Annotated in this window: 23 protein-coding genes and 1 tRNA gene; 14 read left to right on the forward strand and 10 right to left on the reverse strand. The window is 70.5% G+C overall.

Going from position 1 to position 26895, the window contains the following annotated elements; translation table 11 throughout:
- Window positions 1-3: 3 nt before the first annotated feature.
- Genes mdcG through AC1D29_RS19540 form a run of 3 tightly spaced genes read left to right on the forward strand, consistent with a single transcriptional unit; the run spans window position 4 to window position 2426 of the window.
- On the forward strand, window positions 4-672 hold the full coding sequence (gene mdcG / locus AC1D29_RS19530) for a malonate decarboxylase holo-[acyl-carrier-protein] synthase (RefSeq protein ID WP_477900452.1): 669 nt from the start codon (window positions 4-6) through the stop codon (window positions 670-672).
- A complete protein-coding gene (gene mdcB / locus AC1D29_RS19535; RefSeq protein WP_477900454.1) occupies window positions 669-1514 on the forward strand; it encodes a triphosphoribosyl-dephospho-CoA synthase MdcB in 846 nt (281 codons plus the stop codon). The genes mdcG and mdcB overlap by 4 nt, the downstream gene beginning before the upstream one ends.
- Window positions 1515-2426 (forward strand): acyltransferase domain-containing protein, encoded by a 912-nt coding sequence (locus tag AC1D29_RS19540; protein WP_477900456.1) that lies wholly within the window; start codon window positions 1515-1517, stop codon window positions 2424-2426.
- A gap of 7 nt (window positions 2427-2433) precedes the next feature.
- Here the strand turns inward: AC1D29_RS19540 and AC1D29_RS19545 are convergent, their stop codons facing one another.
- The 4 genes from AC1D29_RS19545 to AC1D29_RS19560 all read right to left on the reverse strand — a co-directional run bounded on the left by AC1D29_RS19545 (window position 2434) and on the right by AC1D29_RS19560 (window position 8050).
- The gene (locus AC1D29_RS19545; RefSeq protein ID WP_477900458.1) at window positions 2434-4353 is read right to left on the reverse strand and encodes a hypothetical protein; all 1920 of its coding nucleotides are present in this window, start codon (window positions 4351-4353) and stop codon (window positions 2434-2436) included.
- A 76-nt stretch (window positions 4354-4429) separates the two neighbouring features.
- Complete coding sequence (locus tag AC1D29_RS19550) at window positions 4430-5998, reverse strand: ABC transporter substrate-binding protein (protein WP_477900460.1); 1569 nt, start codon at window positions 5996-5998, stop codon at window positions 4430-4432.
- 57 nt (window positions 5999-6055) lie between these two features.
- The gene (locus AC1D29_RS19555; protein ID WP_477900462.1) at window positions 6056-7273 is read right to left on the reverse strand and encodes an HD-GYP domain-containing protein; all 1218 of its coding nucleotides are present in this window, start codon (window positions 7271-7273) and stop codon (window positions 6056-6058) included.
- A gap of 132 nt (window positions 7274-7405) precedes the next feature.
- Window positions 7406-8050 (reverse strand): c-type cytochrome, encoded by a 645-nt coding sequence (locus AC1D29_RS19560; RefSeq protein WP_477900464.1) that lies wholly within the window; start codon window positions 8048-8050, stop codon window positions 7406-7408.
- 87 nt (window positions 8051-8137) lie between these two features.
- On the opposite strand from AC1D29_RS19560, the gene AC1D29_RS19565 reads away from it, so the two are divergent.
- From AC1D29_RS19565 to AC1D29_RS19580, 4 genes are read left to right on the forward strand one after another with little or no spacing between them, the layout of a single operon-like run.
- Window positions 8138-8992, forward strand: a complete 855-nt coding sequence (locus AC1D29_RS19565) for an AAA family ATPase (protein ID WP_477900466.1) — start codon at window positions 8138-8140, stop codon at window positions 8990-8992.
- Window positions 8992-9216: a hypothetical protein gene (locus AC1D29_RS19570; RefSeq protein WP_477900468.1), complete on the forward strand. Its 225-nt coding sequence runs from the start codon at window positions 8992-8994 to the stop codon at window positions 9214-9216. The genes AC1D29_RS19565 and AC1D29_RS19570 overlap by 1 nt, the downstream gene beginning before the upstream one ends.
- Entirely contained in the window at window positions 9213-9809 is a 597-nt protein-coding gene (locus AC1D29_RS19575) for a GNAT family N-acetyltransferase (protein WP_477900470.1), read from the forward strand. The genes AC1D29_RS19570 and AC1D29_RS19575 overlap by 4 nt, the downstream gene beginning before the upstream one ends.
- On the forward strand, window positions 9806-11812 hold the full coding sequence (locus AC1D29_RS19580; RefSeq protein ID WP_477900472.1) for a S9 family peptidase: 2007 nt from the start codon (window positions 9806-9808) through the stop codon (window positions 11810-11812). Before AC1D29_RS19575 ends, AC1D29_RS19580 begins: the two co-directional genes overlap by 4 nt.
- Here AC1D29_RS19580 and AC1D29_RS19585 read toward each other — a convergent pair.
- A complete protein-coding gene (locus tag AC1D29_RS19585) occupies window positions 11797-12690 on the reverse strand; it encodes an SDR family oxidoreductase (protein ID WP_477900474.1) in 894 nt (297 codons plus the stop codon). The two genes, AC1D29_RS19580 and AC1D29_RS19585, sit on opposite strands and share 16 nt — an antisense overlap.
- A gap of 133 nt (window positions 12691-12823) precedes the next feature.
- Between AC1D29_RS19585 and AC1D29_RS19590 the strand changes: the two genes are divergently transcribed.
- A complete protein-coding gene (locus AC1D29_RS19590; protein WP_477900536.1) occupies window positions 12824-13654 on the forward strand; it encodes a helix-turn-helix transcriptional regulator in 831 nt (276 codons plus the stop codon).
- Here AC1D29_RS19590 and AC1D29_RS19595 read toward each other — a convergent pair.
- Window positions 13651-14937: a sensor domain-containing phosphodiesterase gene (locus AC1D29_RS19595; protein WP_477900476.1), complete on the reverse strand. Its 1287-nt coding sequence runs from the start codon at window positions 14935-14937 to the stop codon at window positions 13651-13653. The genes AC1D29_RS19590 and AC1D29_RS19595 overlap by 4 nt on opposite strands.
- Before the next feature lie 114 nt (window positions 14938-15051).
- On the opposite strand from AC1D29_RS19595, the gene AC1D29_RS19600 reads away from it, so the two are divergent.
- From AC1D29_RS19600 to AC1D29_RS19610, 3 genes are read left to right on the forward strand one after another with little or no spacing between them, the layout of a single operon-like run.
- Window positions 15052-16242 (forward strand): vWA domain-containing protein, encoded by a 1191-nt coding sequence (locus tag AC1D29_RS19600; RefSeq protein WP_477900478.1) that lies wholly within the window; start codon window positions 15052-15054, stop codon window positions 16240-16242.
- Window positions 16239-18047, forward strand: coding sequence for an autotransporter assembly complex protein TamA (locus tag AC1D29_RS19605; protein WP_477900480.1), 1809 nt, complete (start codon window positions 16239-16241; stop codon window positions 18045-18047). The genes AC1D29_RS19600 and AC1D29_RS19605 overlap by 4 nt, the downstream gene beginning before the upstream one ends.
- Window positions 18044-22027: a translocation/assembly module TamB domain-containing protein gene (locus AC1D29_RS19610; protein WP_477900482.1), complete on the forward strand. Its 3984-nt coding sequence runs from the start codon at window positions 18044-18046 to the stop codon at window positions 22025-22027. Before AC1D29_RS19605 ends, AC1D29_RS19610 begins: the two co-directional genes overlap by 4 nt.
- A 159-nt stretch (window positions 22028-22186) precedes the next feature.
- Here the strand turns inward: AC1D29_RS19610 and AC1D29_RS19615 are convergent, their stop codons facing one another.
- The 4 genes from AC1D29_RS19615 to katG all read right to left on the reverse strand — a co-directional run bounded on the left by AC1D29_RS19615 (window position 22187) and on the right by katG (window position 25660).
- Complete coding sequence (locus AC1D29_RS19615) at window positions 22187-22534, reverse strand: GFA family protein (protein ID WP_477900484.1); 348 nt, start codon at window positions 22532-22534, stop codon at window positions 22187-22189.
- Window positions 22531-22998, reverse strand: a complete 468-nt coding sequence (locus AC1D29_RS19620) for an SRPBCC family protein (protein WP_477900486.1) — start codon at window positions 22996-22998, stop codon at window positions 22531-22533. Before AC1D29_RS19620 ends, AC1D29_RS19615 begins: the two co-directional genes overlap by 4 nt.
- Window positions 22890-23336 (reverse strand): ArsR/SmtB family transcription factor, encoded by a 447-nt coding sequence (locus tag AC1D29_RS19625; protein ID WP_477900488.1) that lies wholly within the window; start codon window positions 23334-23336, stop codon window positions 22890-22892. The genes AC1D29_RS19620 and AC1D29_RS19625 overlap by 109 nt, the downstream gene beginning before the upstream one ends.
- Before the next feature lie 116 nt (window positions 23337-23452).
- Window positions 23453-25660 carry a catalase/peroxidase HPI gene (gene katG, locus AC1D29_RS19630; RefSeq protein WP_477900490.1) on the reverse strand — a complete coding sequence of 736 codons (2208 nt, stop codon included), beginning with the start codon at window positions 25658-25660 and terminating at the stop codon, window positions 23453-23455.
- A 167-nt stretch (window positions 25661-25827) separates the two neighbouring features.
- On the opposite strand from katG, the gene AC1D29_RS19635 reads away from it, so the two are divergent.
- From AC1D29_RS19635 to ssuE, 3 genes are all read left to right on the forward strand, one after another.
- Window positions 25828-25902, forward strand: a tRNA-Arg gene (locus AC1D29_RS19635).
- A gap of 63 nt (window positions 25903-25965) precedes the next feature.
- Window positions 25966-26214: a hypothetical protein gene (locus tag AC1D29_RS19640; protein ID WP_477900492.1), complete on the forward strand. Its 249-nt coding sequence runs from the start codon at window positions 25966-25968 to the stop codon at window positions 26212-26214.
- Window positions 26215-26321: 107 nt separating this feature from the next.
- Window positions 26322-26882 carry an NADPH-dependent FMN reductase gene (ssuE, locus tag AC1D29_RS19645; protein ID WP_477900494.1) on the forward strand — a complete coding sequence of 187 codons (561 nt, stop codon included), beginning with the start codon at window positions 26322-26324 and terminating at the stop codon, window positions 26880-26882.
- Window positions 26883-26895: the final 13 nt, after the last annotated feature.

The raw sequence follows: 26895 nt of genomic DNA on the forward strand, positions 1-26895 counted from the left end.
CCCATGACGCCGCTGCACCGCCACCAGATCGCCTGGCTGTCGCCCGCCGGTTGGCAGCACCTGCGCGACCGCGACTGGGATGCCGAGGCGCGCGACTGCCTCAGGCATTGGGCGGGCCACAACCTGCCGGTCGTCGTCACGCGCCAGCCCGATGAGCACGGCGAGACCGTGGCGCTGGGCCTGTGCGCGCCACGCCGCTGGCGTTATCGCCGCCTGGCGCTGCGCGTGCCACTGGCCGATGTGCTGTATTTCGACGAGTTCCCGCGCCTGGAACAGCTCATCGCGCAATTGCCCAGCGCTGCCCGCGCACCGGCACGCCGGCTCGCCGCCACGCTGCTGGCCAGCGGCACCACGGCGCGCGTCTACGGCAGCCATGGCTGGCAGCACCTCACCGGCATGGCCCATCTGCATGAAGGCTCCGACCTCGATGTCTGGGTGGGCGTGGCCGACGCCGAGCAGGCCGATGCGGTGGCCGCCGCGCTGGGCGACTTCACGGCACCGACGCGGCGGCTGGACGGCGAACTGGTGTTCGGCGGCGACGCCGCCGTGGCCTGGCGCGAGTGGCTGGCCTGGCGCGAGGGTCGCACGCCGGCGCTGCTGGTGAAGCGGCTGCACGGCGCCGCCATCACGACGTCGCCGGCCTGGTTCGAGGCGGCCGAGGCGGTCGCATGAGAGCGCAGCGCGCGCCCGCCTCCGCCGCGCTCACCGCGCAGGAGATCGGCCGCGCCGCCACGCTGGCGCTGCACGACGAACTGGCGCTGTCGCCCAAGCCCGGCCTGGTCACGCTGACCGACCGCGGCAGCCATGCCGACATGGACGCGCACACCTTCATGCGCAGCCTGTTCGCGCTGCGCGGCTACTTCGTGCGCATCGCCGAGCTGGGCGCCGCGGGCGCGCCCTTCGAGGCGCTGGAGCGCTGCGGCATCGCCGCCGAGGCGCGCATGCTGGCGGCCACCGGCGGCATCAACACGCACCGCGGTGCGATCTTCATGCTGGGCCTGCTGTGCGCCTCGGCGGGCGCACTGGCGGCCGACGGCCAGCGGCCAACACCATCGGCGGTGCGGCAGACGCTGGCGGCCCGCTGGGGTCAAGCGCTGACCGCCCGCGCGCAGCGGCCGTCGACGCTGCCCGGCGGCATGGCCGCCCGCCGGCTGGGCCTGCGCAGCGCGTCGGCCGAGGCGGCGCTGGGCTTCCCGGTGCTGTTCGAAACGGCCGAGCCGGCGCTGCGCGCCGCACGTGCCCGCGGCCTCGCGGCGACGGCCGCCCAGCTGGACACGCTGTTTGCCGTCATGGCCCAGTTGGACGACAGCAACCTGGCCCACCGCGGCGGCCTGGAGGGCCTGCACTTCGCCCAGGCCGCCGCGCGCGACTTCCTGGCCGCCGGCGGCGCGGGTTCACCGCAAGGCCTTGAAGCGGCTCGCACGCTGGGCGCCGAGTTCGTGCGCCGGCGCCTGTCGCCCGGCGGCGCGGCCGACACGCTGGCCGCCGCCTGCTGGCTGCAGCGCATCGCCTGAATGGCCCTGGCGCTGCTGTTCCCCGGCCAGGGCGCGCAGCACCCGCAGATGCTGCCCTGGCTGGAGGCCCAGCCCGAGGCTGAGGCGACGCTGGCCGCGTTGGCCGCGCATCTTGGAGCCGACTGGCGTGCGCGACTCGACGACCCGGCCTGGCTGCATGCCAACCCGGTCGCACAGCAGCTGCTGACGGGCATGGGCATCGCCGCCTGGCGCGTGCTGGCGCCGCGGCTGCCACGGCCCGCCGTCGTCGCGGGCTACAGCGTCGGCGAGCTGGCCGCGTTTGCGGTGGCCGGCGTGTTCGACACCACCACGGCGCTGGACCTCGCCGCCGCCCGCGCGCAAGCCATGGACGAAAGCGTGGCCGGCCTGCACACGGGGTTGCTGGCCGTGCAGGGGCCGCATGCGCTGGCGCTGGCCGAGTCGGCTGCGGGCTTGTCGGTGGCCATCCGCATCGGTGCGCAGCGCGCCATCGTCGGTGGGCCCGCCGCCACGCTGGACGCCGCTGCCACTGCCTGGAGCGACGCCGGCCTGCGCTGCACGCGACTGCCCATCGGCGTCGCGTCGCACACGCCGGCCATGGCCGCCGCGGCCACGGCCTTCGCCGCCCGACTGGCCCAGGTCACGCTGCGGCCTGCACAGCTGCCGGTGGTCTGCAATTTCAGCGGCACAGCGAGCCGCGCTGTCACCCAGCTTGCCGACGCGCTGGCGCGGCAGATCGCCAGCACCGTGCGCTGGGACGACTGCATGGACAGCGTCGCCGAGCGCGGCGTGACCTGCGTACTGGAGTTGGGGCCCGGCGCCACGCTGGCGGCAATGTGGCGCGAGCGCCATCCGGCCATCCCGGCACGCTCGGTCGACGAGTTCCAGGGACCGGAAGGCGTGCTGCGCTGGGTGGCGCAGCACACCGGCTAGGGGATCGTCAGGGCGCGCCGACGTAGCGGGTGTGGAAGCGCCGGCCCTGCGCATCCATGGCCTGCAGCCACAGCTCGGACTTCACCTCGGCCGGTGGCATGTAGGCGGTGCCCAGCGCCGACAGCGTCGTCTTGGGCGGCAGCGGCACGGTCACGTCGAGCACGGTGGGCGCACCACCGGCCGTAGGCGTGAAGACGCGCTTGATCTCGATGAGGCGCAGGTCGGGGTTGGCGGTCGCCCAGGTCGCCCAGTTCAGCGCCAGCGTGCCGGTCTGCAGGTCCACCGCGCGCAGCGGCAGGTTGTTGGTCAGTCCATCGATGGCCGGGAAGCGTGCCGCGGCCGGGTCGCCCAGCACGTCGGCCCGCAGGTAGGCATTGCGCGTCTCCACGGCGCCGGCCAGCGTGTAGTTGACGAGGTATTTGGCGCCGCGGATGCTGTCCGCCGTGCCGACCCAGCCCACGGCGGCGCGCTGGATGGCGAGGTCGCCCACGCCGCCGGTGGCGATCAGGCTGGTGGCGCCCGTCGTGGACGACACGCACAGCTGCGGCCGGCTGCAGTAGCCGAACGGGATGCTGAAGCCGCCGGGCAGCTGCACGGTGGCCGAGCTGAGCAGCTGCAGCGGCGGGTTGACGGGGATGGGGTCGGGCGTCTGTGCCTGGATCTCGACCTGCAGGCCGATGCCGGGGTTGGGCGACAAGGCCGTGTCGGCGCTGCCGTCGGCGGTCTTGGCCGTGAAGGCCAGCGGGTACACGGCGACGGCCAGCTTCTTGCCGTTGCCGACCAGGTTCCACTTGTTGGTCGTCGTGGCACTCTTGTTGTAGCTGACGGCGTCGCTGAACAGCTCGACGACGGTGCCGGTGGAGTCGCTGATGACGGCGCCCACCAGCACCTTGCTGCAGTTGCCCGCGGCCGGCAGGTCGTCGCCACAGCCCAGCAGCTGGAAGCGGCCGAACTGGCGGTTGGCCGCCGTGTAGGTGGACAGGGTGGCCGCCAGGTCGGTCTTCACGTGGCCGTTGTGCTTGTCATAGCCGGTGACCAGGGCGTGCGTCAGGATGGTGCTGACGTCCTTGCCTTGGGCGATGAGCTGGTTCAGCGCTGCGCCCAGGTCGTCCAGGCCGGGCAGGTTGCCCAGCAGCGTCGTCGCGCTGGTGGCGGCCTTCAACGTCGAGGTGATGGCATTGGCCGGCGTGGCGCCGGTGGTCTTCAACAGCTCGGTCTGGGCCGTGGGCAGCTCGACGACGACTTCGGCCGTCGTTCCGGCGAGGAACTTGTTGCCGACCTGCAGCTGGGGCACGTTCAGGCGCGAGCGGGCCAGGTCCACGCGCACGCTCTCGATCAGCAGGTCGTGCGCGCCCTTGTTGGCCGCGAACGTCGCATCGGCCAGCAGGTCCAGCGTGGTGATCTTCAGGTCCGAGATCTGCGTCTTGACCAGCGTCTTCAGGAAGTCGGCCGCAGCCGGCGTCGCCGTGGCCATCTGCGTGAGCTGGCTGGCGCTGGTCGCCGCGGCCGTGAAAACCGGCGCGGGTTCGGTGCCCAGGGCCAGCGCGACGACGGCGTTGGTCAGCGGCGTCACGTGGCCCACCATGGCGGCGCTGATGGCCGGCACCGTGGAGTGCAGCACCTGCATGGCGCCGGCGGCGTCCATGCCACGGGCCTGGATGAACAGCGGCGCGCTCGGGCTCTTGACGCTCAGCGTTAGGCTGTAGCTGCCGTCGGCGGCATGGGTCGTCGCGGTGCCGACGGCCTTGCCCTGGCCATCGACGACGCTGATCTGGGCGTTGACCAGGGGCGCGCCCGTGGCGGCGACGCCGCGCAGCGTGGGCGGCGTGTCGGGCACGGGCGTGCCGGAGTCCCCGCCGCCGCCACCGCCGCCTCCGCAGGCAGCGAGCAACAAGGTCAGGACTAAGGCGGCAAAACGGTACGGCATGGCGCGGGCATGGAGCGGGGCTCTTGCCAGTGTGCCGCCGCGGCGTCGGGGTCAGTGGGCCGTAAAACGGCCTAATTCAGCGGCTGATCTGCACCCAGGCGAGTTCCAGCCAGTTGTCGGGGCGGTGCACGACCGTGACATTGGCCCGCGCCGCCCAGGGCACGACCTGGCGGTGCAGCGGGATCACGTTAACCTGCTCGCGCAGCTCGGTCAGCGCACCACGGATCTGCTGCTCGCGCTTTTTCGCGTCCGGCTCGACGCTGGACTGCGCTGCCAGCGCGTCGGCGCGGTCGTTGCGGAAGCCGCCGAAGTTGTAGGTGCCCACGCCCTTGTCGCCGCGGTTGCGGTACAGCGGCGTCAGGATGGCCTCGGCGTCGGTCACCGAGCCGCCCCAGCCGTACATGTACAGGCTGGTGTCGTACTTCTCCAGCTTGGGGAAGTAGATGACGCGCGGCATCGCGTTGACACGCACCTTGATCTTCAGCTGCGCCCACATCGAGGCCAGCGCGGTGCAGATCTCCTCGTCGTTGATGTAGCGGTTGTTGGGGCAGTCCAGCGTCACCTCGAAGCCGTCGGCATGGCCGGCGTCCGCCATCAGCTTCTTCGCGGCGGCCAGGTCGTGCGGCAGACGGGTCTGCAGCGCGGGGTCGTCGAAGGACGCATTGCCGGACGGCGTCAGCGCGCCGGTGGGCACGGACAGGCCGCTCATCAGCTTGGTCTTCAGCGCCTCGACGTCGATGGCCTGGTAAAGCGCCTTGCGCACGCGCTGGTCCTTGAACGGGTTCTTGTGCCCGGGCACGTTGCCGTACAGCAGCTTGTCGCGCGACTGATCCATGCCGATGAAGACCAGGCGGTTCTCCGGCCCCTCGATGACCTTGACGCCGGCCGTGTTGCGCAAGCGGGCGATGTCGCGCGGCGCGGGGTCCAGCACGAAGTCGATCTCGCCCGACACCAGCGCCGCCAGGCGCGTCGCATCCGTCGCGATGGGCGTGTAGACCACCTCCTGCACATTGCCGTCCGACTTGTTCCACCAGGCCGGGTTGCGCTTGAGCACGGTCTTGATGCCGGGCTGGCGGCTGGCCAGCATGTAGGGGCCGGTGCCGTTGGCGTTTTGCGCGGTGAAGCTCTCTTCCTTGTTCTTGAAGTCCAGCGGCTTCGTCACGCGGTGGGCCTCGCACCACTTGCGGCTCATGATCCAGAGCTGGTCGATGTGCTGCAGGAAGATGGGGTTGAAGACCGGGAGCTGGAAGTCCACGGTCAGGTCGTCGACGCGCTTGGCCACCCCGACGGCGTTGGCGTAGACGGCGATCAGCGACGTCGGCTCCTTGGCGCGCTGGATGGAGAAGACGACGTCATCCGCCGTGAACGGCGTGCCGTCATGGAACTTGACGCCAGGGCGCAGCTTGAAGCGCCAGGTCAGCGGGCCGGTCTGCGTCCATTCAGTGGCCAGGCCAGGCACCAGGGCCAGCTTGGCGTTTCGGTTGGTCAGCCGTTCGTAGACCTGCCCGTTGACCATGTTGGTCAGGCTCTCGTTCTGCGAGTGCGGGTCCATGGTCTGCGGGTCGCCCTGGCTGGCCCAACGCAGGGTCTGGGCCGGCACGCTGCCGGCCAGCGCCAGCAGCGCCACTGCTATCCATCGTTTCATTGCTGATCTCCCAACTGCATGGAGCGGCAGTTTAGGAGGGCGAACAAAGCCCCTTCGTTACCGTTTGCCGGCCGGGTTCCAGAGCTCGTCGAGATGGGTGAAGTTCCAGTTTTCCGGGGGTTCGCGGCCGGCAATACGGTCCGTCGTGCCGGACGCTGCCAGGTCGATGACCTGCAGCGGGATGGGCATGCCGGACTTGGTCGAATAGAAGACCTTGACGCGCGGCGCGACCAGCGACGCCGGGTTCTGCTCGACGACCACGGCCAGGCGCCCCGACTGCAGGCGCACCAGCGTGCCGGTCGGGTAGATGCCGATGCTCTTCACGAAGGCCTGGAAGATGCCGGGGTCGAACTGCCCCTTCCACTGCGACATGCGCTGCAGCGAACCGGCCGGGTCCCAGGCGTTCTTGTACGGCCGTGCCGAGGTGATGGCGTCGTAGACGTCGCAGACGGCACCCATGCGCGCGAACAAGCTGATCTGCTCGCCTGCCAGCTTGTGCGGGTAGCCGGTGCCGTCCATCTTCTCGTGGTGGTGCAGGCAGACGTCCAGCGCCGAGGCGGGCACCTTGGCGCCATCCTTCAGCAGCTCGAAGCCACGTTCCGGGTGGCTGCGCATGACGCTGAACTCGGCGTCGGTCAGCGCGCCGGGCTTGTTCAGCACGTCCAGCGGCATCTGCATCTTGCCGACGTCGTGCAGCAGGCCGGCCAGCCCCGCCTCGCGCACCTCGGCGTCGGCCAGGCCCATGTGGCGGGCCAGCGCCACCATCAGGCCGCAGACGGCGACCGAGTGCATGTAGGTGTAGTCGTCCCTGTCCTTCAGCCGGGCCAGGCTCACGAAGGCGGACGGGTTGCGCGCCAGCGACGACGTGACCTCATCGACGATGGGCAGGCAGACCTCGCTGTCGATGGCCTTGCCCAGACGCGCTTCGCCGAACAGCGCAATGACGGCGACCTTGGCCCGGCCCAGCACCTGGGCGGCGCGGTCCAGTTCGTCCTCCATGCTGGCGCGCGGCTGCTGCGCCGGTGCGGCGACGGGCGCGGGCACCGGGCTGGTCACGACGGGATGGGGCGCGGGCGGAGCAGCGGCGGCCACGTCGCCGCCCTTGCTGACGTCTATCCAGACCGCTGGCACGCCGCTGGCCTTCAGTGCCGCCAGGTCGGCCGGGTCGGTCAGCACGAACTTGGTCTTCCAGAACGGATGGGACAGCCATGCCCCCTCCATCGCTTGGAGATACATGCCCAGCCTCACCTCGGTCGTCGAGATCTTCTTCAACATGACACCGTCGTCTCTGTTACCGCGAGTATCAGCGGGCATTGGCAATGACGACTGTGCAGCCCTGCACGCTTTCAAACGGGGGCATGAAAAAGCCGCCTCGAAGGGCGGCTTGTCGGTGAGCTGGGCGGCCGATCAGCGGAACTTGCCTTGCGGGACCGTCGCCAGCTCGGTGGGCAGCGTGCTGATGTACGACGCGATGGCCTTCAGCTCGGCATTGCTGAACTGCTTGACCTGGCCGGCCATGACGCCGTTGTTCCGGCCGACATTGGCGTTCTTCTCGGTCTTGTAGGCCTTCAGCGCGACCGTCAGGTAGTCGGCGTGCTGGCCGGACAGCTTGGGATAGGTCGGGTCGATGGGCTTGCTGAAGTTGGCGCCATGGCAGGACACGCAGGCGCCCTTGGTCAGCAACTCGGCCACATTGGCGGGCGCGGCGGGAATAGCTTCCGGCGCGGCCGGGGCCTTGGCCTGCTGCTCGTAGAAGGCGCCGATGTCGGCCATGTCCTGCTCGGTCAGCGAGCCGGCGATGCCACGCATCGTCGGGTGCTTGCGGTCGCCCTTGGCATAGGCCTGCAGCGCGGCCACGATGTACTTCGCGTTCTGGCCCGCGATCATCGGCACCTTGTGGATCTCGGGAAAGCTGGCCTGGTAGCCGACGATGCCGTGGCAGCCGATGCACATCGCGACCTTCTTCTCGCCCGCTTTCACATCCTGGGCCTGGGCGCCAAAGGCAGCGAAGGCAGTGGCCAGGGCAAGCGAGATCTGCAGCAGTTTTTTCATGTCTCGGTGGGTATCGGGTTCTGAGCGGCGGCGATTATAGGGCGGCCCCTATACTGGATCGGACCCCCTCCAGCCCCGGTTTTCCCCATGAAATTCCAAGGTTCCGACCAGTACGTCGCCACGGCCGACCTGATGCTCGCAGTCAATGCGGCCGCCACCTTGCAGCGGCCCCTGCTCATCAAGGGCGAACCCGGCACCGGCAAGACCATGCTGGCCGAGGAGGTGGCGGGTGCGCTGGGCATGCCGCTGCTGCAGTGGCACATCAAGAGCACGACCAAGGCCCAGCAAGGCTTGTACGAGTACGACGCCGTCAGCCGGCTGCGCGACAGCCAGCTCGCCGGCATCGAGGGCAGCGACCGCGTCAGGAACATCGAGAACTACATCGTCAAGGGCGTGCTGTGGCAGGCCTTCGAGGCCGACGAGCCGGTCGTGCTGCTCATCGACGAGATCGACAAGGCCGACATCGAGTTCCCGAACGACCTGCTGCGCGAGATCGACCGCATGGAGTTCTACGTCTATGAGACGCGGCAGCTCATCAAGGCCAAGCACCGGCCGCTGGTGTTCATCACGTCGAACAACGAGAAGGAGCTGCCGGACGCCTTCCTGCGCCGCTGCTTCTTCCACTACATCAAGTTCCCCGATGCCGCGACGATGCAGAAGATCGTCGATGTGCACTTCCCGACGCTGAAGAAAGACCTGCTGGCCGCGGCGCTGAAGAACTTCTACGACGTGCGCAACCTGCCGGGCCTGAAGAAGAAGCCCAGCACGTCGGAGCTGATCGACTGGCTCAAGCTGCTGGTCGCCGAGGACGTGCCGGTGGACGCGCTGCAGTCCAAGGACGAGAAGGTCAGCATCCCGCCGCTGGTCGGGGCCCTGCTCAAGAATGAGCAGGACCTGACGCTGTTTGAAAAGCTCGTGTTCATGCAGAGAAACAACCGCTGATGGCGCAGGATTTCGACCGCGCGATGCGCGAAGGCCTGGCCGATGCGGTCGGGTTCGTCGGTGGGGCGCTGGCCGGCTGGTGGCTGGGCCGGCAGTTCGGCATCGACTTCGTTGCCAGCCCGGAATGGAACGCACGCCAGATCGTGGGCCTGGTGTTGATCGTTGCCGGCTGCGGCGCCGGCCGCTTCATCGCACGGCGGCTGATCGTGAAGGACAAGGCATGAAGCCGGTCGCACCGGTCACGCTGACGGGCGGCGCTATCCGCCTGGTGCCCCTCACGCTGGATCACCTCACGGGGCTGCAGGCGGCAGCGGCCGACGGCGAGCTGTGGAACCTGCGCTTCACCAGCGTGCCGACCCCGGATGAAACGCGCGGCTACATCGAAACCGCGCTGGCCGGCCAGGCCGCCGGTCATCGCCTGCCCTTCGCCGTGCTGGACGCCGCCAGCGGCGAGGTGCTGGGCTCGACCAGCTATCACGACATCGTGCCGGCGGTGGAGCGCGTCGAGATCGGCTACACCTGGTATGCCCAGCGCGTGCAGCGCAGCGCCGTCAACACGACGGCCAAGCTGCTGCTGCTGACGCATGCCTTCGAGACGCTGGACGCCAAGCTCGTCGGCTGGCGCACCGACAACTTCAACCACGCGTCGCAGCGCGCCATCGAGCGCCTGGGCGCCAGGCGCGACGGCGTGCTGCGCCACCACGCGCTGCGCCGCGACGGCACGGTGCGCGACACCGTCATGTACAGCCTGACCGTGGGCGAATGGCCCGAGGTCAAGGCGCACCTGAACTGGCAACTGACCCGACAGAGACCATGAAAGCAAAAGCCAAGGCCTTCGATGTTGATGCACTCTGGGCCTTGGATCGCATCGGCGAACCCAGCCTCAGCCCCGATGGCGCCCAGGCCGTGGCCGGCGTCACACGCCATGACATGGCCACGAACAAGGCGCAGAGCAGCCTGTGGCTGTTCTCGACGCTGGGCGGCGAGCCGCGCCGCCTGACCGAGGCCGGCGAGAAGGACGGCAACCCGCAGTGGAGCCCGCGCGGCGACCTGATCGCGTTCACGGCCAAGCGCGAACAAGGCGGCACGAAGGACGAGGAGCCGCAGCTGTACGTCATCGCGCCCGACGGCGGCGAGGCGCGACGCGTGGGTGCCGTGCCCACCGGCGTCGAGGCCTTCAAGTGGTTCCCCGACGGCCGGCGCATCGCCTTCGTCAGCTGGGTCTGGCCCGACCGCAAGGCCGCCACGCAGGCCGATGCGCTGCGTGATTTCAAGGCCCGCAAGGAGACGGCCTACGTCACCGACGAGGCGCTGTACCGCTTCTGGGACCACCACATCCCCATGGGCCGCGTGCCGCACCTGCATGTGATGGACGTGGACACCGGCAAGGCGCGCGACCTGTTCGAGGGCACCGCGCTGGAGCTCAGCCGCGCCGAGCCGGATGCGAACAGCTTCGACGTCGCCCCCGACGGCCGGCGCATCGCCTTCGCCTTCGACCCCGGCGCCGAGAAGACGCTGGACAACCGCTACGCGCTGGCCGAGATCGATGTCCGAACGCGCCGCGTGCAGACGCTGCTGCAGGACGGCGGCTGGCACTTCGCCGCGCCGCGCTACAGCCACTCGGGCGCCCACCTCGCCTTCCTGGCCAGCCACCAGGCGCAGGGCCACAACCAGCCCGACCAGCTGGCCGTGCTGGACCAGCAGGGCCGCTGGGCCGTGTTCAGCGCCGACTGGGACCACGAGGTGGCCGCGCCGCTGCGCTGGGCCGCCGACGACCAGAGCGTGCTGTTCGCCGCCGAGGAGCGCGGCCGCCGCCACCTGTGGCAGTTCGCGTTGGGCGACCGGCTGGCAGAGCCCATCTTCCAGGGCGGCCATGTCGGCAGCTTCTCGCTGGGCGCCGACTTCGTTGTCGTCAACCACGACAGCGTGCAGTTCCCGCCGCGGCTGTCGGTGCTCGGCGACGACGGCCTGCGCCGCATCGAGGCGCTGAACGACGCGCGCCTGGCCGGCCATGCCTTCGGCCGCCACGAGGAGGTGAGCGTCAAGGGCGCCCGCGGCGACGACGTGCAGATGTGGCTGATCTACCCGCCCGCCTTCGATGCGAAGAAGAAGCACCCGGTCATGCACGTCATCCACGGCGGCCCGCACACGGCCTTCGGCGACAGCTGGCACTGGCGCTGGAACCACCAGACCTTTGCCGCGCAAGGCTACGTCGTGGCCTGCGTGAACTACCACGGCTCGTCCAGCTTCGGCCACGAGTTCCTGGACTGCATCACCGGCCACTGGGGCGAGTACGAGCTGCAGGACATCGAGGCCGGCACCGACTGGCTGCTGAAGACGCCCTGGGTGGATCGCAAACGCATCGTCGCCACCGGCGGCAGCTACGGCGGCTACATGGTCGCGTGGATGAACGGCCACGTGAAGCCCGGTCGCTACCAGGCCTATGTCTGCCACGCCGGCTGCTATGACTGGCAGGCCATGTACGCCGACGACGCCTACACCTGGCATCGCAAGGAGCTGGGCGTGGCCTACTGGGACGACCCGGCCCGCGTCGCCGCGCAGAGCCCGCATGCCTTCGCCCAGCACTTCAGGACGCCCACCCTCGTCATCCACGGCGCCATGGACTACCGCGTGCCCGACGCCCAGGGCCTGGCCTACTACAACACGCTGAAGTCGCTGGGCGTGCCGGCACGCCTGGTGTGGTTCCCGGACGAGAACCACTGGGTGCTGAAACCCCGCAACAGCCGGCTCTGGTACGGCGAGTTCTTCGCGTGGCTGAAGCAGCACGCACCGGCTGCCACCCATCAGGCCGCGAAGTAGGCCGGCTGGTCGATGTCCGCGATGAGGCCGGGCTGATCGGGCGCCCAGCCCAGCGTGGCGCGCGTGATGTCGCTGGCGGCGGACATGTCGAGGCAGGCAAACATCGCGAACCAGCCGAAGTGCGCCGCAGCGGCCTCGGCTGAGCGCGATTCGACCGGCACGCCCAGGCGCCGCCCGATGACTTCCGCAATCTCGCGGAACGGCACGCCCTGCTCCGCCACCGCGTGATAGCGCGCGCCTGCGCTGCCCGATTCAAGCGCCAGGCGGTACACCCGCGCGGCGTCAAGCCGGTGCGTGGCCGCCCAGCGGTTGCCGCCATCGCCGCCGTAGACCGACACACCGGCCTTTCGCGCGATGGCGATCAGCATGGGCACGAAGCCATGGTCGCCCACGCCGTGCGTGGACGGCGGCAGCCGCACCGCCATCGCCCGCACGCCGCGCTCAACGAAGGCCATGGCCGCGGCCTCGGACACGCGTGGGAAGCGAGCGGGGTCGTGCCTGGCCATGTCCTGCTCCGTCGCGGCGCGGCCGGTGGCCAGGTGAGCCAGGCCCGCCGTGACGATCAGCGGCAGGTCGCTGCCGGCCAGCGCGCTGCCCATCGCCTCGATGGCGCGGCGGTCCAGCTCGCAGTTCTCTGCGAATTTGGAGAAATCGTGGTTGAACCCGGTGTGGATGACGCCGTCCGCTGCGGCAGCGCCAGCGCGCAGCACGTCCACATCCTCCAGCGCGCCGCGCAACACGTCCGCGCCTGCGGCCGCCAGTGCTGCGGCGGACGCGTCCGACCGCGCAAGACCGCGCACCTGGTGCCCCGCGGCGAGCAATTCCTTGACGACGGCCGAGCCGACGAACCCGGTGGCCCCGGTGACAAAAACCTGCATGAGGGTGCTCCAACAAAGTGAGGGCGCGACTGTCGGCAGACAATGCATCGTCGTAAAGCAGTGAGCTCATACGGGTATGAAAACTAATGGGCTGAGCGCGCAGGGCGGGCAAGCCGAGCAACGCCAGCAGGCCGTGCCGAGCATGGAAAGCAGCGCGCTGGGCGGCTATCTGCGCGACCGCCGCGCCAGGCTGGACCCCGCCGCCTTCGGCTTCCAGGCCACGCGCCGGCGCACGCCTGGCTTGCGCCGCGAGGAGGTGGCGCAGCGCGCCCACATCAGCGCCACCTGGTACACGTGGCTGGAGCAGGGCCGCGGCGGCGCACCGTCCGCCGAGGTGCTGGAGCGCATCGCCCGCGCGCTGGCGCTGACCGACGACGAGTGCGAGCACCTGTTCCTGCTGGGCCTGGGCCGGCCGCCCGCCGTGCGCCAGCGGGACGGCAGCGACATCTCGCCGCGCCTGCAACGCGTGCTGGACGCGCTGCCCGTGAGCCCGGCCTACATCAAGACCGCGACCTGGGACCTGGTCGCATGGAACCGCGCCGCGGCCGCCGTGTTCGGCTACGACACGCTGGCGCCCGACGAGCGCAACATCCTGCGGCGCATCTTCTGCGAACCGGGCGTGAAGGCCAGACAGGCTGACTGGCACGCGGTGGCGAGCTTCGTCGTCGCGGCGTTTCGCGCCGATGCGGCGCGCGCCGGCGACGCCAAGACCGTCGACGCGCTGGTGGGGGAGTTGTGCGCGCGCAGCCCCGAGTTCGCGGCGCTGTGGCGCAGCCACGAGGTGCGCAGCCACGGCGAAGGCATCAAGCTGCTGCGCCACCCGCAGGCCGGCCCGCTGGCGCTCGAATACTCCGCCTTCGCCGTCGATGGCCGGCCCGACCTGGGCATGGTGGTCTACAACCCGGCGACGCCTGCCGACGCGCAGCGCGTGCAAGACCTGGTCGCGTCACGACCGGCTGGCTAGCCCTCGAAGCTGCTCCAGTCCACGTCCGTGCACAACACCTGCAGTCGGCCGGCCACGCGCAGCGCGACGGACAGCGTCACGCACATGCGCGCGCCGTGCAGGCTCAGATAGGGCCGCGTCATCTGCACGACGCCCGGCTCGTCCAACGCGCGGCGAAAGTAAGGCCGGCGTGCCCAGCGCGCTTCACCGGCCAGGCCCAGCGGCTGGAAACGCGGGTCCGGCGACTGCGGCTTCACGTCGGGCGGCAACAGCGGCTCGGCCAGATGGCGGCCCTGCTCGTCCAGCAGGAAGCAGACCTGCACGCCTGGCAGCGCCAGCAGCCCGGCGCAGGCCTCCGGCCAGGCCTGCCCTTCCAGCGCCGCCTGGGCCTGCCGGATCGCGTCCCGATACGGGCCGATGCGGGACGCGTGCGCCTTGCGGCCGTCGGCATGGCGCTCGTCCAGTTGCGTCCACAGCGCCTCGATCTCCTCCGACGCGCCGCTGGGCCCCAGCATGCCCGGCACCGGCCGGCCGAAGGCAAAGCCCTGCACCATGTCCACATCCACATCCAGCGCCAGCAGGGCCTCGTCGCGCGTCTCCACGCCCTCCAGCAGCACCAGCGAACCGCATTCGTGCAGCAGCGACACCATCTGCGCCAACACGCGGGCGATGCGCGGCGACCCACAGGCGCGGCGCAGCAGGCTGCGGTCCAGCTTGACGATCTCCGGATGGATGTTCCAGACCCGGTCGAAATTGGAATGACCCGCGCCGAAATCGTCCAGCGCCAGCAGGCAGCCGGTGGCACGCACATTGGCCACCGCGCGCTCGAAATCGGTCTCCTGCGCCATGATGTCCTCGGTCACCTCCAGCACCAGGCGGTGCATGGGCAGGCCCAGCGCCTGCATGGTGCGCACCGACGATTCCAGCGCCTGCGTCTGCTGCGCACCGTGCACGAACACGGCCGGATGGATGTTCAGGAACAGCCAGCCTTCATCGCCGGCCTGGTGCACGAAGTTGTGGACATGCAGAAGCCGACACAGGCGGTCGGCTGCCCACTGCTGCTCGAAGCTGCGCAGCTGCTCGAAGAAGGCCACCGGGGACACCGGCTGACCGGCCTCGTCCGACACCCTGAGCAAGGCCTCGTAGCCCACGGCCCGGCGGTGCGGGAAGCTGAACACCGGCTGGAAGCTGCTGTCCAGCAGCCAGTCGCCCTGTCGCGCTCGCCAGCGGCCGTCCTGCATCTCCAGCGTCTGGACAAGTCGCTGCAGCATGGCGTCGGCACCGGGCGGCGCGACGGCTTTCAAGGCGGGTCCTGCAGCAGCGACATGCAGCCCATACTAGCGACGCCAACCGCAAAGTCGCGGGAATATCGCACTGCATAATCGTTTTCGCTCTGCAGTCCCCCGAGTCACGCGCCCATGCTGATCCAGTTCTTCTACACGCTGCGTGCCGCCAAGCTCAAGGTGACGGTACCCGAGTACCTGACCTTGCTGGAGGCGCTGCAGGCCGGCGTCATCGGCGGCGCCGACAACGGCGGCGTGGCCAGCATCGACGACTTCTATCACCTGGCCCGCACCAGCCTCGTCAAGGACGAGACCCAGTACGACAAGTTCGACCGAGCCTTCGCCGCCTACTTCAAGGGCGTGGAGATGCTGACCGACTTCACGGCCGAGGTGCCGCTGGAGTGGCTGAAGAAGAACCTCGAGCTGAACCTGACGCCCGAGCAGAAGGCCGCCGTCGAGAAGATGGGCTGGGACGAGCTGATGGAGACGCTGAAGAAGCGCTTCGAGGAGCAGAAGGAACGCCACGAGGGCGGCAACCGCTGGATAGGCACCGGCGGCACCAGCCCCTTCGGCAACGGCGGCTACAACCCGCAGGGCATCCGCATCGGCGGCCAGGGCGGGGGAAAAAGCGCTGTCAAGGTGTGGGAGCAGCGCGCCTACCGCGACTACGACGACACGCTGGAGCTGGGCACGCGCAACATCAAGGTCGCGCTGCGCCGGCTGCGCCGTTTTGCCCGCGAGGGCTCGGAGCTGGAGCTGGACCTGGACGGCACTATCCATGGCACGGCCGCCAACGCCGGCATGCTGGACATCCGCATGCAGCCCGAGCGCCACAACAAGGTCAAGGTGCTGCTGCTGATGGACGTGGGCGGCACGATGGACGAGCACGTGCACCGCGTCGAGGAGCTGTTCAGCGCCGCCAAGACGGAGTTCAAGCACCTGGAGTTCTATTACTTCCACAACTGCGTCTACGACTTCGTCTGGAAGAACAACCGCCGCCGCTTCGCCGAGAAGCTCAACACCTTCGACCTGATCCGCAAGTACAACCGCGACTACAAGCTCATCTTCGTCGGCGACGCGACGATGAGCCCCTACGAGATCCTGCAGGCCGGCGGCAGCGTCGAATACAACAACGACGAGCCCGGCGCCGAATGGATACAGCGCCTGACCCACGCCTTCCCCAAGTACGCGTGGATCAACCCCGAGCCGCAAGGCGTCTGGCAGTACCGGCAGAGCATCGCGCTGATCCAGCAGTTGGTGCAGCAGCGCATGTTCCCGCTGACGCTCTCCGGCCTCGAAGGCGCGATGCGGCTGCTCAGTAAATGAGGCGTCTCCTCGCGTTGCTGCTCGTGGCGGTACTGAGCGGCTGTGCGACGAAGGCCCCGCAGCCGCCTGCCCAGCCCGCGCCGGACATTCCCGCCGATGCCCCGGCCGTCTACAGCCTGGACATCGAGGTCGATGACGACGCGCGCGACAGCCGGCTGCGCAACCTGCTGCAGCAACACCTGGACATCGCCCGCTACCGCGCCAGCGAGGCAGCGCTGAGCCGCACCGAGCTCGCGCGCCTGGCCGCGGCCGCGCCTGCGCAAGCCGAAACGCTGCTGGAGACCGAGGGCTACTTCAACGCCACGGCCACCGTGCAGCGCGACGAGCAGGACGCGTCCAGGCTGCGCCTGCGCGTCGTGCCCGGGCCGCGCACGACCGTGGCCAGCGTGGTCATCGACTTCCAGGAAGGCTTGGCCGACGACGACGCCAAGGCGCTGCGCGAGAGCCTGCGCAGCGCCTGGCCGCTGCGCGAAGGTGACGGCTTCACGCAGGCGCAATGGGCGTCGGGCAAGAACGACCTGCTGGTGCGGGCACGCGCCGGCGGCTACCCGCTGGCGCGCTGGGGCGAAACGGCCGCGCGCGTCGACCCCGACACGCAGACCGCGGAGCTGCACCTGTTGATGGCCAGCGGCGCGCGGGCCCGCCTGGGCACGCTGCGCATCGAGGGGCTGAAGCGCCAGAGCCGCGAAGCCGTCGAGCGGCTGACCGGCTTCCGGCATGGCGACGCCTACACCGAGCAGCAGCTCGCCGACTTCCAGGAGCGCCTGGCCAAGACCCAGCTCTTCGACGCCGTGCGCGTGCAGCTGCAGCCCGAGACGGTGGCGGCCGACGGCACCAGCCCCATCCTCGTGTCGCTGACCGAGTCGGCGCTGCAACAGGCCACCGTCGCCGTCGGCTACCACGCCAACAACGGCCAGAGCATCAGCGTCGAGCACCTGCACCGCCGCCCTTTCGACCTGCCGGTGCGCGCACGCTCCAAGGTGCAGCTCAGCCGCGACCTGCGCGGCCTGGAGCTGGAACTCAGCTCCCACCCGCAGCCCGACCTGAAGCGCAACCTCGCGTCCCTGCAGTTCGAACAGGACCGCAGTGGCGACACCATCGCGCAGAACCTGGGCCTGCGCCTGGGCCGGCTGTACGAGTCCACGCGCGACGAGCGGCTCAGCTATGTCGAGCTGCTGCGCGCCCGCGAGACAGCGGGCAGCGACGTGCACACCAACCTGGCCGTGTCCATCAACCAGCAGTGGATACGCCGCCGGCTGGACAGCACGTTATTGCCCACCGACGGCCACCAGGCGCTGGCCCTGGTGGGCCTGGGCTATGCGCGCGGCGGCGGCAGCGAGGACAGCGGGCCGTTCGGACGCATGCAGTTCAAGCTGGGCGTGTACAAGCCGTTCGGTGGCTGGTTCGGCTCGGCGCGCGCGGAGGTCGCCCAGGTCATCGCGCGCGAGCAGGTCGGCGTGCCGGAGAAGCTGCTGTTCCTGGCGGGCGGTGACGAGTCCGTGCGCGGCTACGCCTATCGCAGCCTGGGCCCCGAGAAGGACGGGCTGACCGTCGGCGGCCGCGTGATGGCCACCGGCAGCCTGGAAATCGCGCGGCCCATCGTCGCCAGTTTCCCCAGCCTGTGGGGCGCCGTCTTCGTCGACGCCGGCAATGCCGCGTCGCGCTGGCAGGACTTCAGCGCCAAGGTGGGCTACGGCGCCGGCGTGCGCTGGCGCAGCCCCGTCGGCCCGCTGCGCGTGGACTTCGCCCGTGCGCATGACACAGGCAAGTGGCGGCTGCACTTCAGCGTGGGGATCACACTGTGAGGCGCTCCCTGCGCGTGCTGCGCAACCTGATGATCGGGCTGGCGGTGCTGGTCGTGGTCGTGGCGGCTTTCGTCGCCTGGCTGCTGCAGCGGCCGTCCGGGGGCGCCTGGCTGCTGGCCCATCTGCCCGGCGTGCAGATCGAGGCGCCCGAGGGTTCGCTGATGGGCGACTTCAGCGCCCGCCGCCTGCTGCTGACCTGGGCCGGCGGCGAGGCCGAGCTGCGCGGCCTGCGCTGGAAGGGCCTGGGCGTCAGCCCCAGCCAGGGCGTGCTGCTGGCGTCCGAGCTGTCGGTCGACGAGGTCCATATCCGCACCCAGCCCAGCACGACGGCGCTGGTCGTGCCGCCCGACCTGTCCCTGCCGCTGGGGGTGCACATCGCCAAGCTGGGCATCGCCAAGCTCAGCTGGTCGCCCGACCAGCCGCCGCTGCAAGGCATCGCCGCCGAGATCCACCTGCCACGCAGCGGCACCCACCACGTCAAGCTGACGGCCGCACGCTGGCAGCACCTGCTGCTGGCCGGCGACGCCAAGGTCGACAGCGCCGCGCCGCTGCACACCGAGGCCACGCTGAGCGTGCAGCAGAACGAGGCCACCGACCTGCCCTGGCTGGCCGTGGCCGCCGCGCGCGGGCCGCTGACCAAGCTTGCCGCCAAGGCCGAGCTGGAAGCCGCCAAGCAGGCGCTGAAGGCCGAAGGCGAGATCCACCCGTTCGCGCCCTGGCCCGTCAACGCGCTGCAGCTGCAGGCCGACAAGTTCGACCTGTCCGCACTGGCCACCCTGGTGCCCGGCCTGCCGCGCACCGCGCTGACCGGCACGGCCCAACTCAGCGCCCCGGCTCGCGATGCCGAGGCCACGCTGCAGGCCGACCTGCGCAACAGCGCGGCCGGCCGCTGGGACCAGGGCGCCCTGCCCGTCACGCGGCTGTCGCTGGCCGTGGCCGGCCGGCCCGACCAGCTCACCAGCCTGCGCCTGACAGCACTCGATGCCGAACTGAGCGGCGGCGCACGCGTGCAGGGCAAGGGCCAGCGCGCAGCCGACGGCCGCTGGCAGCTGGACGCCCGCGTGCAAGGCCTGCGCCCCGAGGCGCTGGACGCCCGCGCCACACCCGCGCGGCTGGACGGCCCGCTGACGCTGTCCGGCGGCGCGAGCAAGGCGGCGCCGCTGTCCGCCAGGCTGGACTTGCGCGGCACGCTGCAGAGCCGCCCGCTGCGCCTGCGCGCGCACGTGCAAGGCCGCCTGCACGAGCAGGGCAGCAGCTGGCAGATCGAGGAGGCGCTGCTGGCCAGCGGCGACGCCGAGCTGCAGGCCAGCGGCAGCGTCGACACCCTCAACCGCCCGCAACGCGCGCCCGACGTGGCCGCCAAGCTCAAGGCCCAGGTGCGCCAGTTCGACCCCCATTTGCTGTGGCGCGGCGAGCCGGGCTCGGCCTGGGCCCGCCTGCCCGGCAGCACGCGGCTGAACGCCGATGCGCAGCTGGACCTGCGCGGCAGCAGCGTCGACACGCTGGCCGGCAGCGCCGATGCCACCGTGCTGCCCAGCCAGTTCGCCGGCCTGCCGCTGGAGGGGCAGCTCAAGCTCAAGCGCCCGCGCGCGCAGGACGCCGCCGCCTTCGACGCCGACGCACGGCTGGGCAGCAACCGCGCGCAGGCCAGCGGCGAGGCCCAGCCCACCGCCGTCGCCGCCAAGCTCAAGCTGCAGGCGCCCAAGCTGGCCGAGCTGAACCCGCTGCTGGCGCTGTTCGGCCAGGGCCCGGTCACGGGCCAGGCCGAAGGTGACGGCGATCTACAACTGCTTCGCGCGTCTGCAGCAACGACCGCGAAGACGGCACGTAGATCCGCGCCGCCGGCCGAATGGCGCGTGGGTGGCAGCGGCCGGCTCGCGCTGACGGCGGCCAGCGCCAGTGGCGTGTCGCTGGACAGCGCCCGCGCGCGTTGGGCGCTGCCGCTGCCGGGCATGGACGGCGACGGCCCGCTGGCGCTCGCGCTGGAGGCCGGGGGCGTGCGCCATCCGCAAGCCAGCGTCAAGTTGCTCAAGATCGACCTGCAAGGCCGGCGCAGTGCGCACGAGCTGAAGGCGCAGCTGGCCGGCCGCGTACCCCGCGACCCGCAGGACCTCAACCTCGGCGCCACCGTGCAGGCGCAAGGCCGCTGGGACGGCCAGGCCTGGGCCGGCCGCATCGCCCGGCTGGACGTGGCGCCGCTGCGGCCCAACACGCCGCCGGTGCTGGCCGCCAGCAACGTGGCGCTGCAGGTGTCAACGGCCGCCCCCGGCCTGCGCGTCGTCGCCGAGCCCGGCCGCGCCGAGGTGGGTGGCGCCTTCGTGCGCTGGACGGCGCTGAGCTGGCAGGGCGGCGAGCGGCCCGAGGCGCGCGCCGAACTGCAGCTGGAAGACCTGGCCGCCGCACCGCTGCTGGCGCGCTGGCAGCCCGACTTCGGCTGGGGCGGCGACCTGCACGTGACCGGCCATGCGTCGCTGCTGCTGAACGACAAGCTGACCGCCGAGCTGATGATCGAGCGCCAGAGCGGCGACCTGCGCGTGACTGACGAGTTCGGCCCGCGCGCGCTGGGCCTGACCGACCTGCGCCTGGCGCTGAACGTGCACGACGGCGTCTGGCAGTTCGCGCAAGGCCTGGCCGGCAACGAGCTGGGCAGCTTTGGCGGCGCGGTGACGTTGCGCCCGGCAAAGCTGCTGCCCGATGCGCAGACGCCGGTGCAAGGCGTGCTGCAGGCCAACGTCGCGCAGCTGGCCACCTGGGGCAGCTGGGTGCCGGCCGGCTGGCGGCTGGGCGGGCGCGCGGCGGCCACCGTCCAGCTGGCCGGGCGGCTGGGCGCGCCGGACCTGCTCGGCAGCGTCGAGGGCGACGGCCTGGCGTTGCGCCACCTGCTGTACGGCGTGGACTTCACCGAAGGCCGCTTCCTGCTGGCACTGAACGGCCAGCATGCCGAGCTGACGCGGCTGGAAGCGCGCGGCGGCGATGGCTGGTTGCGCGCCACCGGCAACGCCGAGTTGGGCGGCAAGCCGCGCGCCCATGTCGAGATCAAGGCCGACAAGCTGCGCGTGCTGTCGCGCGTGGACCGCCGCATCGTCGCCAGCGGCGAAGCCCAGCTGGACCTGGACGACAAGGGCTTGCAGCTGGCCGGCAAGTTGCGCGCCGATGAGGGCCTGATCGACTTCACGCGCGCCGACGCGCCGACGCTGGCCGACGATGTGACCGTCGTGCGCAGCTCGCGCAACACCGGCCCGGTCGCGCCGCCCGCGCCCAAGGCCGTGCGCAACACCGCGGTCAATCTCGCCGTGGACTTTGGCAAGGACTTCAAGGTGCGCGGCCGCGGCCTGGCGACGACGCTGCGCGGCCAGCTGCAGGTCACGCAGAAGGACGGCAGCGCGCTGCGCGTGACCGGCAAGCTGGACGCGGATGGCGGCCAGTACGCGGCCTACGGCCAGAAGCTGGACATCGAGCGCGGCGACATCACCTTCACCGGCTCGCTGGACAACCCGTCGCTGGACCTGCTGGCCGTGCGGCCCAACCTGGACATCCGCGTCGGCGTGCGCGTCGGCGGCACCGCGCTGGCGCCGCGCGTGAGCCTGTACTCCGAACCGGAGATGAGCGACACCGACAAGCTGTCCTGGCTGCTGCTGGGCCGCGAGCCCGACAGCCTGGGGCGCACCGACACCGCGCTGCTGCAGCGCGCCGCCGTGGCCCTGCTCAGCGGCGAGGGCGAAGGCGCCACCGGCCGTGCGCTGCGCAACCTGGGGCTGGACGAGCTGTCGTTGTCGCAGAGCGACGACGACACGCGCTCCACCATCGTGCGCCTGGGCAAGCAGATCTCGCGGCGCTGGTACGTGGGCTACGAGCGCAGCCTGAACGCGACGACGGGCAGCTGGCAACTGATCTACCGCATCGCCCAGCGCTTCACGCTGCGCGCCCAGGGCGGCGACGACAACGCGCTGGACCTGATCTGGCAGTGGAAGTGGAACTAGATGCCCCTCGCCCAGTCTTGCCGCGCTAAACGCGGGCAAGCCCAGTCGGTCCCCCGAGGGGACGGCGATGCATGCGGCATTGAGCCGCAAGCACATCGCCTGCGGGCCGGCTTGGGGCGGCCCGGCGCCGGTCCGCGATCACAGTGAGTGAGCTCGCCTTTACTTCGACCGCCCGTCGAAATGCGTCACCGGCACGGCGTTCAGGTCGATGCCTTCGATGCAGCGGATGTTCACCGCTGCCATCGCATCGCCGTTGGGCGCCTTGCCTTCGCCGTAGGGGTGCATGCCGCAGGTCGGGCAGAAGATGTGCTGGATGACGTGCTTGTTGAAGGTATAGCGGGCGGTGTCTTCCGCCGGTGTCTGCAGCCGCAGCGCGGCGCGCGGCACGAACCACAGCAGCGAGCCCTTGCGCTGGCAGATGGAGCAGTTGCACGACAGCGCCGAGTCGATGTGGCCGTCGACCTCGAACTTGATGCGGCCGCAGTGGCAGCTTCCTTGGTGTGTCATCTGGCCTCCTGGGGCGTGCTAAGCAGGTTGTCGATGTGCTCGAAGGCCATCAGCCAGCCGCGCTCGTGGTTGTCACGGGCTTGGGCGTCGAAGAAGCGGTCGTGCACGAACAGCAGCGTCGTGCCGCCATCCTGCGCCGCGAGGTCGATGCTGACGCGCGACACGCGCTCCGGCGTGCTGATCCAGGCCCAGCTGAAGACCAGGCGGCGCTGCGGCTGCACCTCCAGGTATTCGCCGGAGACGTCGTTCGTCTGGCCGTCTGGCAGGCGGGTGACGATGCGGTAGCGCCCGCCCACGCGCAGGTCGATCTCGGCCTCGGAGACGGCGTCGGGCTTGCCGGCGTTGAACCAGCGGCTCAGCGCTTGCGGCTCGGTCCACGCGCGCCAGACTTTTTCGACGGCGACGGGGTAGTGCCGCTCGAGGCGGACCTGGCCGGTCGCCTGTTGTTCGCGGGTGCTTTCCATGGTGTGACTTCCTCTTGGTGGTGCAGATAGCGGCCGAGCGCATCGAGCTGCTCGTGCCAGAAGCGCTCGTAGCGCGAGATCCAGGCCGCGGCGGCCTGCATGGGTGCGGCGTCCAGCTCGCAGCGCACGACCCGCCCTTCCTTGGCGCGGGCGATGAGGCCGGCGGCCTCCAGCACCGCCAGGTGCTTCATGAAGCCGGGCAGCGACATCTGGTGGGCCTGGGCCAGCTCGCTGATGCCGGCGCCGCCGCCGTCCAGCTGCTCCAGCACGCGCCGCCGCGTCGCGTCGGACAGCGCGGCGAACACGAGGTCGAGGGAGGCATCCGATTGATTAACCATTTGGTTTAGTATTTGTGCGAGAGCCTCTGTTTGTCAAGCACCCAATGGCGGCGGCCCCAGGGCCTGTGCGCCACGTCGGCGCACGGACCCTGGGGCCGCTCGGGGAACGTCCGGGCTCAGGCCAGGTCGAAGCGGTCCGCGTTCATCACCTTGACCCAGGCGGCGACGAAGTCGCGCAGGAAGGCCGCGTTCGCGTCGCTGGCACCCAGCGCCTCGGCGATGGCGCGCAGTTGCGAGTTGGAGCCGAACACCAGGTCAACGACGCTGGCCGTCCACTTCAGCGCACCCGTGCCGCGGTCGCGGCCTTCGATGACATCGGGCGCCGATTCCGAGCGCTGCCACTTGGTGCGCATGTCCAGCAGGTTGACGAAGAAGTCCTGCGTCAGAGCGCCCGGCCGCGTCGTCAGCACGCCGTGGCGAGACTTGCCCACGTTGGTGTCCAGCACGCGCAGGCCGCCGACCAGCGCCGCCATCTCCGGCGCGCTGAGGTTGAGCAGGTGCGCCTTGTCCAGCAGCAGCTCCGCCACGACGGCGCCGTCGACGCCCGGGCGCACGTAGTTGCGGAAGCCGTCGGCCGCCGGCTCCAGCGGCGCGAAGGAGGCCACGTCCGTCTGGTCCTGCGACGCGTCCGTGCGGCCCGGCGTGAAGGGCACCGTGATGGCCTGGCCGGCCTGCTGGGCCGCGGCCTCGATGCCGGCGCTGCCGCCCAGCACGATGAGGTCGGCCAGCGAGATCTTCTTGCCGCCGGCCTGCACGGCATTGAAGTCGCGCTGCACCGCTTCCAGCTTGGCCAGCACCTGGGCCAGCTCGGCCGGCTGGTTGACGGCCCAGTCCTTCTGCGGCGCCAGGCGGATGCGCGCGCCGTTGGCGCCGCCCCGCTTGTCGCTGCCGCGGAAGGTGGAAGCCGAGGCCCAGGCGGTCGTGACCAGTTGCGACACCGTCAGCCCGGACGCCAGCAGCCTGGTCTTCAGCGCGGCAACGTCCTGCGCATCCACCAGCGGGTGGTCGACGGCCGGCACGCGGTCCTGCCAGATCAGCTCTTCCTTGGGCACCAGCGGGCCGAGGTAGCGCGCGATCGGGCCCATGTCGCGGTGCGTCAGCTTGAACCAGGCGCGCGCGAAGGCGTCGGCGAACTCGGCCGGGTTGGCCATGAAGCGGCGCGAGATCTTCTCGTAGGCGGGGTCCAGGCGCAGTGCCATGTCGGCGGTGGACATCATGGGCGCGTGGCGCTTGGCCGGGTCGTGCGCATCGACGACGGTGTCGCTGCCGGCGCCGCCCTTGGGTCGCCATTGGTGGGCGCCGGCGGGGCTCTTGCTCAGCTCCCACTCGTAGCCGAACAGCGTCTCGAAGTAGCCGTTGTCCCAGGTCGTCGGGTTGGGCTTCCAGGCGCCCTCCAGGCCGCTGGTGATGACATGACCCGCGATGCCCGTCTCGAAGCTGTTGGACCAGCCCAGGCCTTGCTCGATGATGTCCGCGCCCTCCGGCTCAGGGCCGACATGCTTGGGGTCGCCGGCGCCATGCGCCTTGCCGAAGGTGTGGCCGCCCGCCACCAGCGCCACGGTCTCCTCGTCGTCCATCGCCATGCGGGCGAAGGTCTCGCGGATGTCGCGGCCCGAGGCCACCGGGTCGGGGTTGCCGTTGGGGCCTTCCGGGTTCACGTAGATCAGGCCCATCTGCACGGCGGCCAGCGGGTTGGAGAGATCACGCTCGCCGCTGTAGCGCTCGTCGCCCAGCCAGGTGCTCTCGGGGCCCCAGTAGATGTCGACCTCGGGCTCCCAGATGTCGGCACGACCGCCGGCAAAGCCGAAGGTCTTGAAGCCCATGGACTCCAGCGCGACGTTGCCGGTCAGCACGATGAGGTCGGCCCAGGAGATCTTGCTGCCGTACTTCTGCTTGATGGGCCACAGCAGCCGGCGCGCCTTGTCCAGGTTGCCGTTGTCGGGCCAGCTGTTCAGCGGCGCGAAGCGCTGCGCACCCGTGCCCGCGCCGCCGCGGCCGTCTGCCACGCGGTAGGTGCCGGCAGCATGCCAGGCCATGCGGATGAAGAAGGGGCCGTAGTGGCCGTAGTCGGCCGGCCACCAGTCCTGCGAGTCGGTCATCAGCGCATGCAAGTCCTTGATGACGGCGTCCAGGTCCAGCGTCTTGAAGGCCTCGGTGTAGTTGAAGGCCGTGCCCATCGGATTGGCGCGCGGCGAGTGCTGGTGCAGGATGGCCACGTTCAGCTGGTTGGGCCACCAGTCGCGGTTGCCCTTGGCGCCGGCCGAGGTGTGCTTGTGCTGCTTCTGCGCGCCGCCGGAAAACGGGCACTTGGGTTCGGTGGACATGCTTGCCTCCATGGGTTGTCCTCAGGTGCCGGGCAGTCTAGAAGTGGGTGCGGTAGCGATCAATGCAAACCTGCCAATGGCGGCGATAGCGAGATGCCATGCCCGGGCGTGGCTGGCAGCCCATGCGAGAATCCGCGCCCTCGCCGGGCACTCCCCGGCGAGCGGTGCTCTCCGTAGTTCAATGGATAGAACGGCCGCCTCCTAAGCGGCAAATGTGGGTTCGATTCCCGCCGGAGGGACCAGGCTCAGGTCAGGCAGGCATGCCGGTTGCCCAGTGCATGGGGTCCAACACCGATGGAGCCGTCATGAGCAACCCCCTGCGCCACGTGGGCCAAACCGCGCGACCTGAACAAGAACCCAAGCCGTCGCCCGCCGAGGCCGCGGGCGAGGCCTCGCCCAACCCGGCCGGCGACACCGCCAGCACGCTGGAGCAGCACCCCCGCACCAACGACGCCGCACCACCGGCAGCACCGACCGGGCCGCGCGGCGTGCAGAAGGAGATCAAGGATCTCAAACCGGGCGAGCCACCGCCGGAGTCCAGCGCAGGCTCCTGACGCCAAAAGCGTGCTTCACCACTGCCCGCATAAGCATCCCCGCTTTCCTTCGTTCCGCGAGGAAGCCCCGGTCCCTATCGTTGTGGCCTGAACAGCAGCAGGCCACCATGCACATCACCAGCATCTCCGGCAGTCCCAGCGAACGATCGCGTTCCGCGTGGCTGACGCAGTTCGCGCTGACCCGCCTCGAAGGCGTGGCCACGCGCAGTGAGCACATCGCCGTGCGCGAGCTGCCTCCCACGGCCCTGCTCGCGGGCGACGCGCAGGAGCCCGGCATCGCGCAGGCGGTCGACGCGGTGGCGGGCGCCGGGCTGGTCATCATCGGCACGCCCATCTACAAGGCCGCCTACTCCGGCCTGCTCAAGCTGTTCCTGGACCTGCTGCCCGCCGACGCGCTGCGCGGCAAGACCGTGTTGCCGCTGGCCACCGGAGGCAGCGCGGCCCATTTGCTGGCGCTGGACTACGCGCTCAAGCCGGTGCTGTCGGCGCTGGGCGCGCGCCATGTGCTGGACGGCGTGTTCGCCACCGACGCGCAGCTGCAGCGCCATGAGGCGGGCGGTTATGTGCCCGACCCCGAACTGCTGGCGCGACTGGACCGCGCGCTCGCCCCGGCCCTGCCGCTGGCGCCACGAATGCGCACCGCCGCCGACGTCGACTGTCGGCGCTGAACCGAACACCTTC

It is taken from the genome of Roseateles sp. P1_C6, from assembly GCF_056406315.1.

What these genes read in the sequence shown, in the direction of transcription:
- AC1D29_RS19600 (WP_477900478.1), top strand. Translation starts at nt 15,052, where the DNA reads ATGCTGATCCAGTTCTTCTACACGCTGCGTGCCGCCAAGCTCAAGGTG.
- AC1D29_RS19575 (WP_477900470.1), top strand. Translation starts at nt 9,213, where the DNA reads ATGAAGCCGGTCGCACCGGTCACGCTGACGGGCGGCGCTATCCGCCTG.
- AC1D29_RS19640 (WP_477900492.1), top strand. Translation starts at nt 25,966, where the DNA reads ATGAGCAACCCCCTGCGCCACGTGGGCCAAACCGCGCGACCTGAACAA.
- AC1D29_RS19540 (WP_477900456.1), top strand. Translation starts at nt 1,515, where the DNA reads ATGGCCCTGGCGCTGCTGTTCCCCGGCCAGGGCGCGCAGCACCCGCAG.
- AC1D29_RS19625 (WP_477900488.1), bottom strand. Translation starts at nt 23,336, where the DNA reads ATGGTTAATCAATCGGATGCCTCCCTCGACCTCGTGTTCGCCGCGCTG.
- mdcB (WP_477900454.1), top strand. Translation starts at nt 669, where the DNA reads ATGAGAGCGCAGCGCGCGCCCGCCTCCGCCGCGCTCACCGCGCAGGAG.
- AC1D29_RS19605 (WP_477900480.1), top strand. Translation starts at nt 16,239, where the DNA reads ATGAGGCGTCTCCTCGCGTTGCTGCTCGTGGCGGTACTGAGCGGCTGT.
- AC1D29_RS19550 (WP_477900460.1), bottom strand. Translation starts at nt 5,998, where the DNA reads ATGAAACGATGGATAGCAGTGGCGCTGCTGGCGCTGGCCGGCAGCGTG.
- AC1D29_RS19555 (WP_477900462.1), bottom strand. Translation starts at nt 7,273, where the DNA reads ATGTTGAAGAAGATCTCGACGACCGAGGTGAGGCTGGGCATGTATCTC.
- AC1D29_RS19615 (WP_477900484.1), bottom strand. Translation starts at nt 22,534, where the DNA reads ATGACACACCAAGGAAGCTGCCACTGCGGCCGCATCAAGTTCGAGGTC.
- AC1D29_RS19565 (WP_477900466.1), top strand. Translation starts at nt 8,138, where the DNA reads ATGAAATTCCAAGGTTCCGACCAGTACGTCGCCACGGCCGACCTGATG.
- mdcG (WP_477900452.1), top strand. Translation starts at nt 4, where the DNA reads ATGACGCCGCTGCACCGCCACCAGATCGCCTGGCTGTCGCCCGCCGGT.
- AC1D29_RS19545 (WP_477900458.1), bottom strand. Translation starts at nt 4,353, where the DNA reads ATGCCGTACCGTTTTGCCGCCTTAGTCCTGACCTTGTTGCTCGCTGCC.
- katG (WP_477900490.1), bottom strand. Translation starts at nt 25,660, where the DNA reads ATGTCCACCGAACCCAAGTGCCCGTTTTCCGGCGGCGCGCAGAAGCAG.
- AC1D29_RS19580 (WP_477900472.1), top strand. Translation starts at nt 9,806, where the DNA reads ATGAAAGCAAAAGCCAAGGCCTTCGATGTTGATGCACTCTGGGCCTTG.
- AC1D29_RS19570 (WP_477900468.1), top strand. Translation starts at nt 8,992, where the DNA reads ATGGCGCAGGATTTCGACCGCGCGATGCGCGAAGGCCTGGCCGATGCG.
- AC1D29_RS19620 (WP_477900486.1), bottom strand. Translation starts at nt 22,998, where the DNA reads ATGGAAAGCACCCGCGAACAACAGGCGACCGGCCAGGTCCGCCTCGAG.
- AC1D29_RS19585 (WP_477900474.1), bottom strand. Translation starts at nt 12,690, where the DNA reads ATGCAGGTTTTTGTCACCGGGGCCACCGGGTTCGTCGGCTCGGCCGTC.
- ssuE (WP_477900494.1), top strand. Translation starts at nt 26,322, where the DNA reads ATGCACATCACCAGCATCTCCGGCAGTCCCAGCGAACGATCGCGTTCC.
- AC1D29_RS19560 (WP_477900464.1), bottom strand. Translation starts at nt 8,050, where the DNA reads ATGAAAAAACTGCTGCAGATCTCGCTTGCCCTGGCCACTGCCTTCGCT.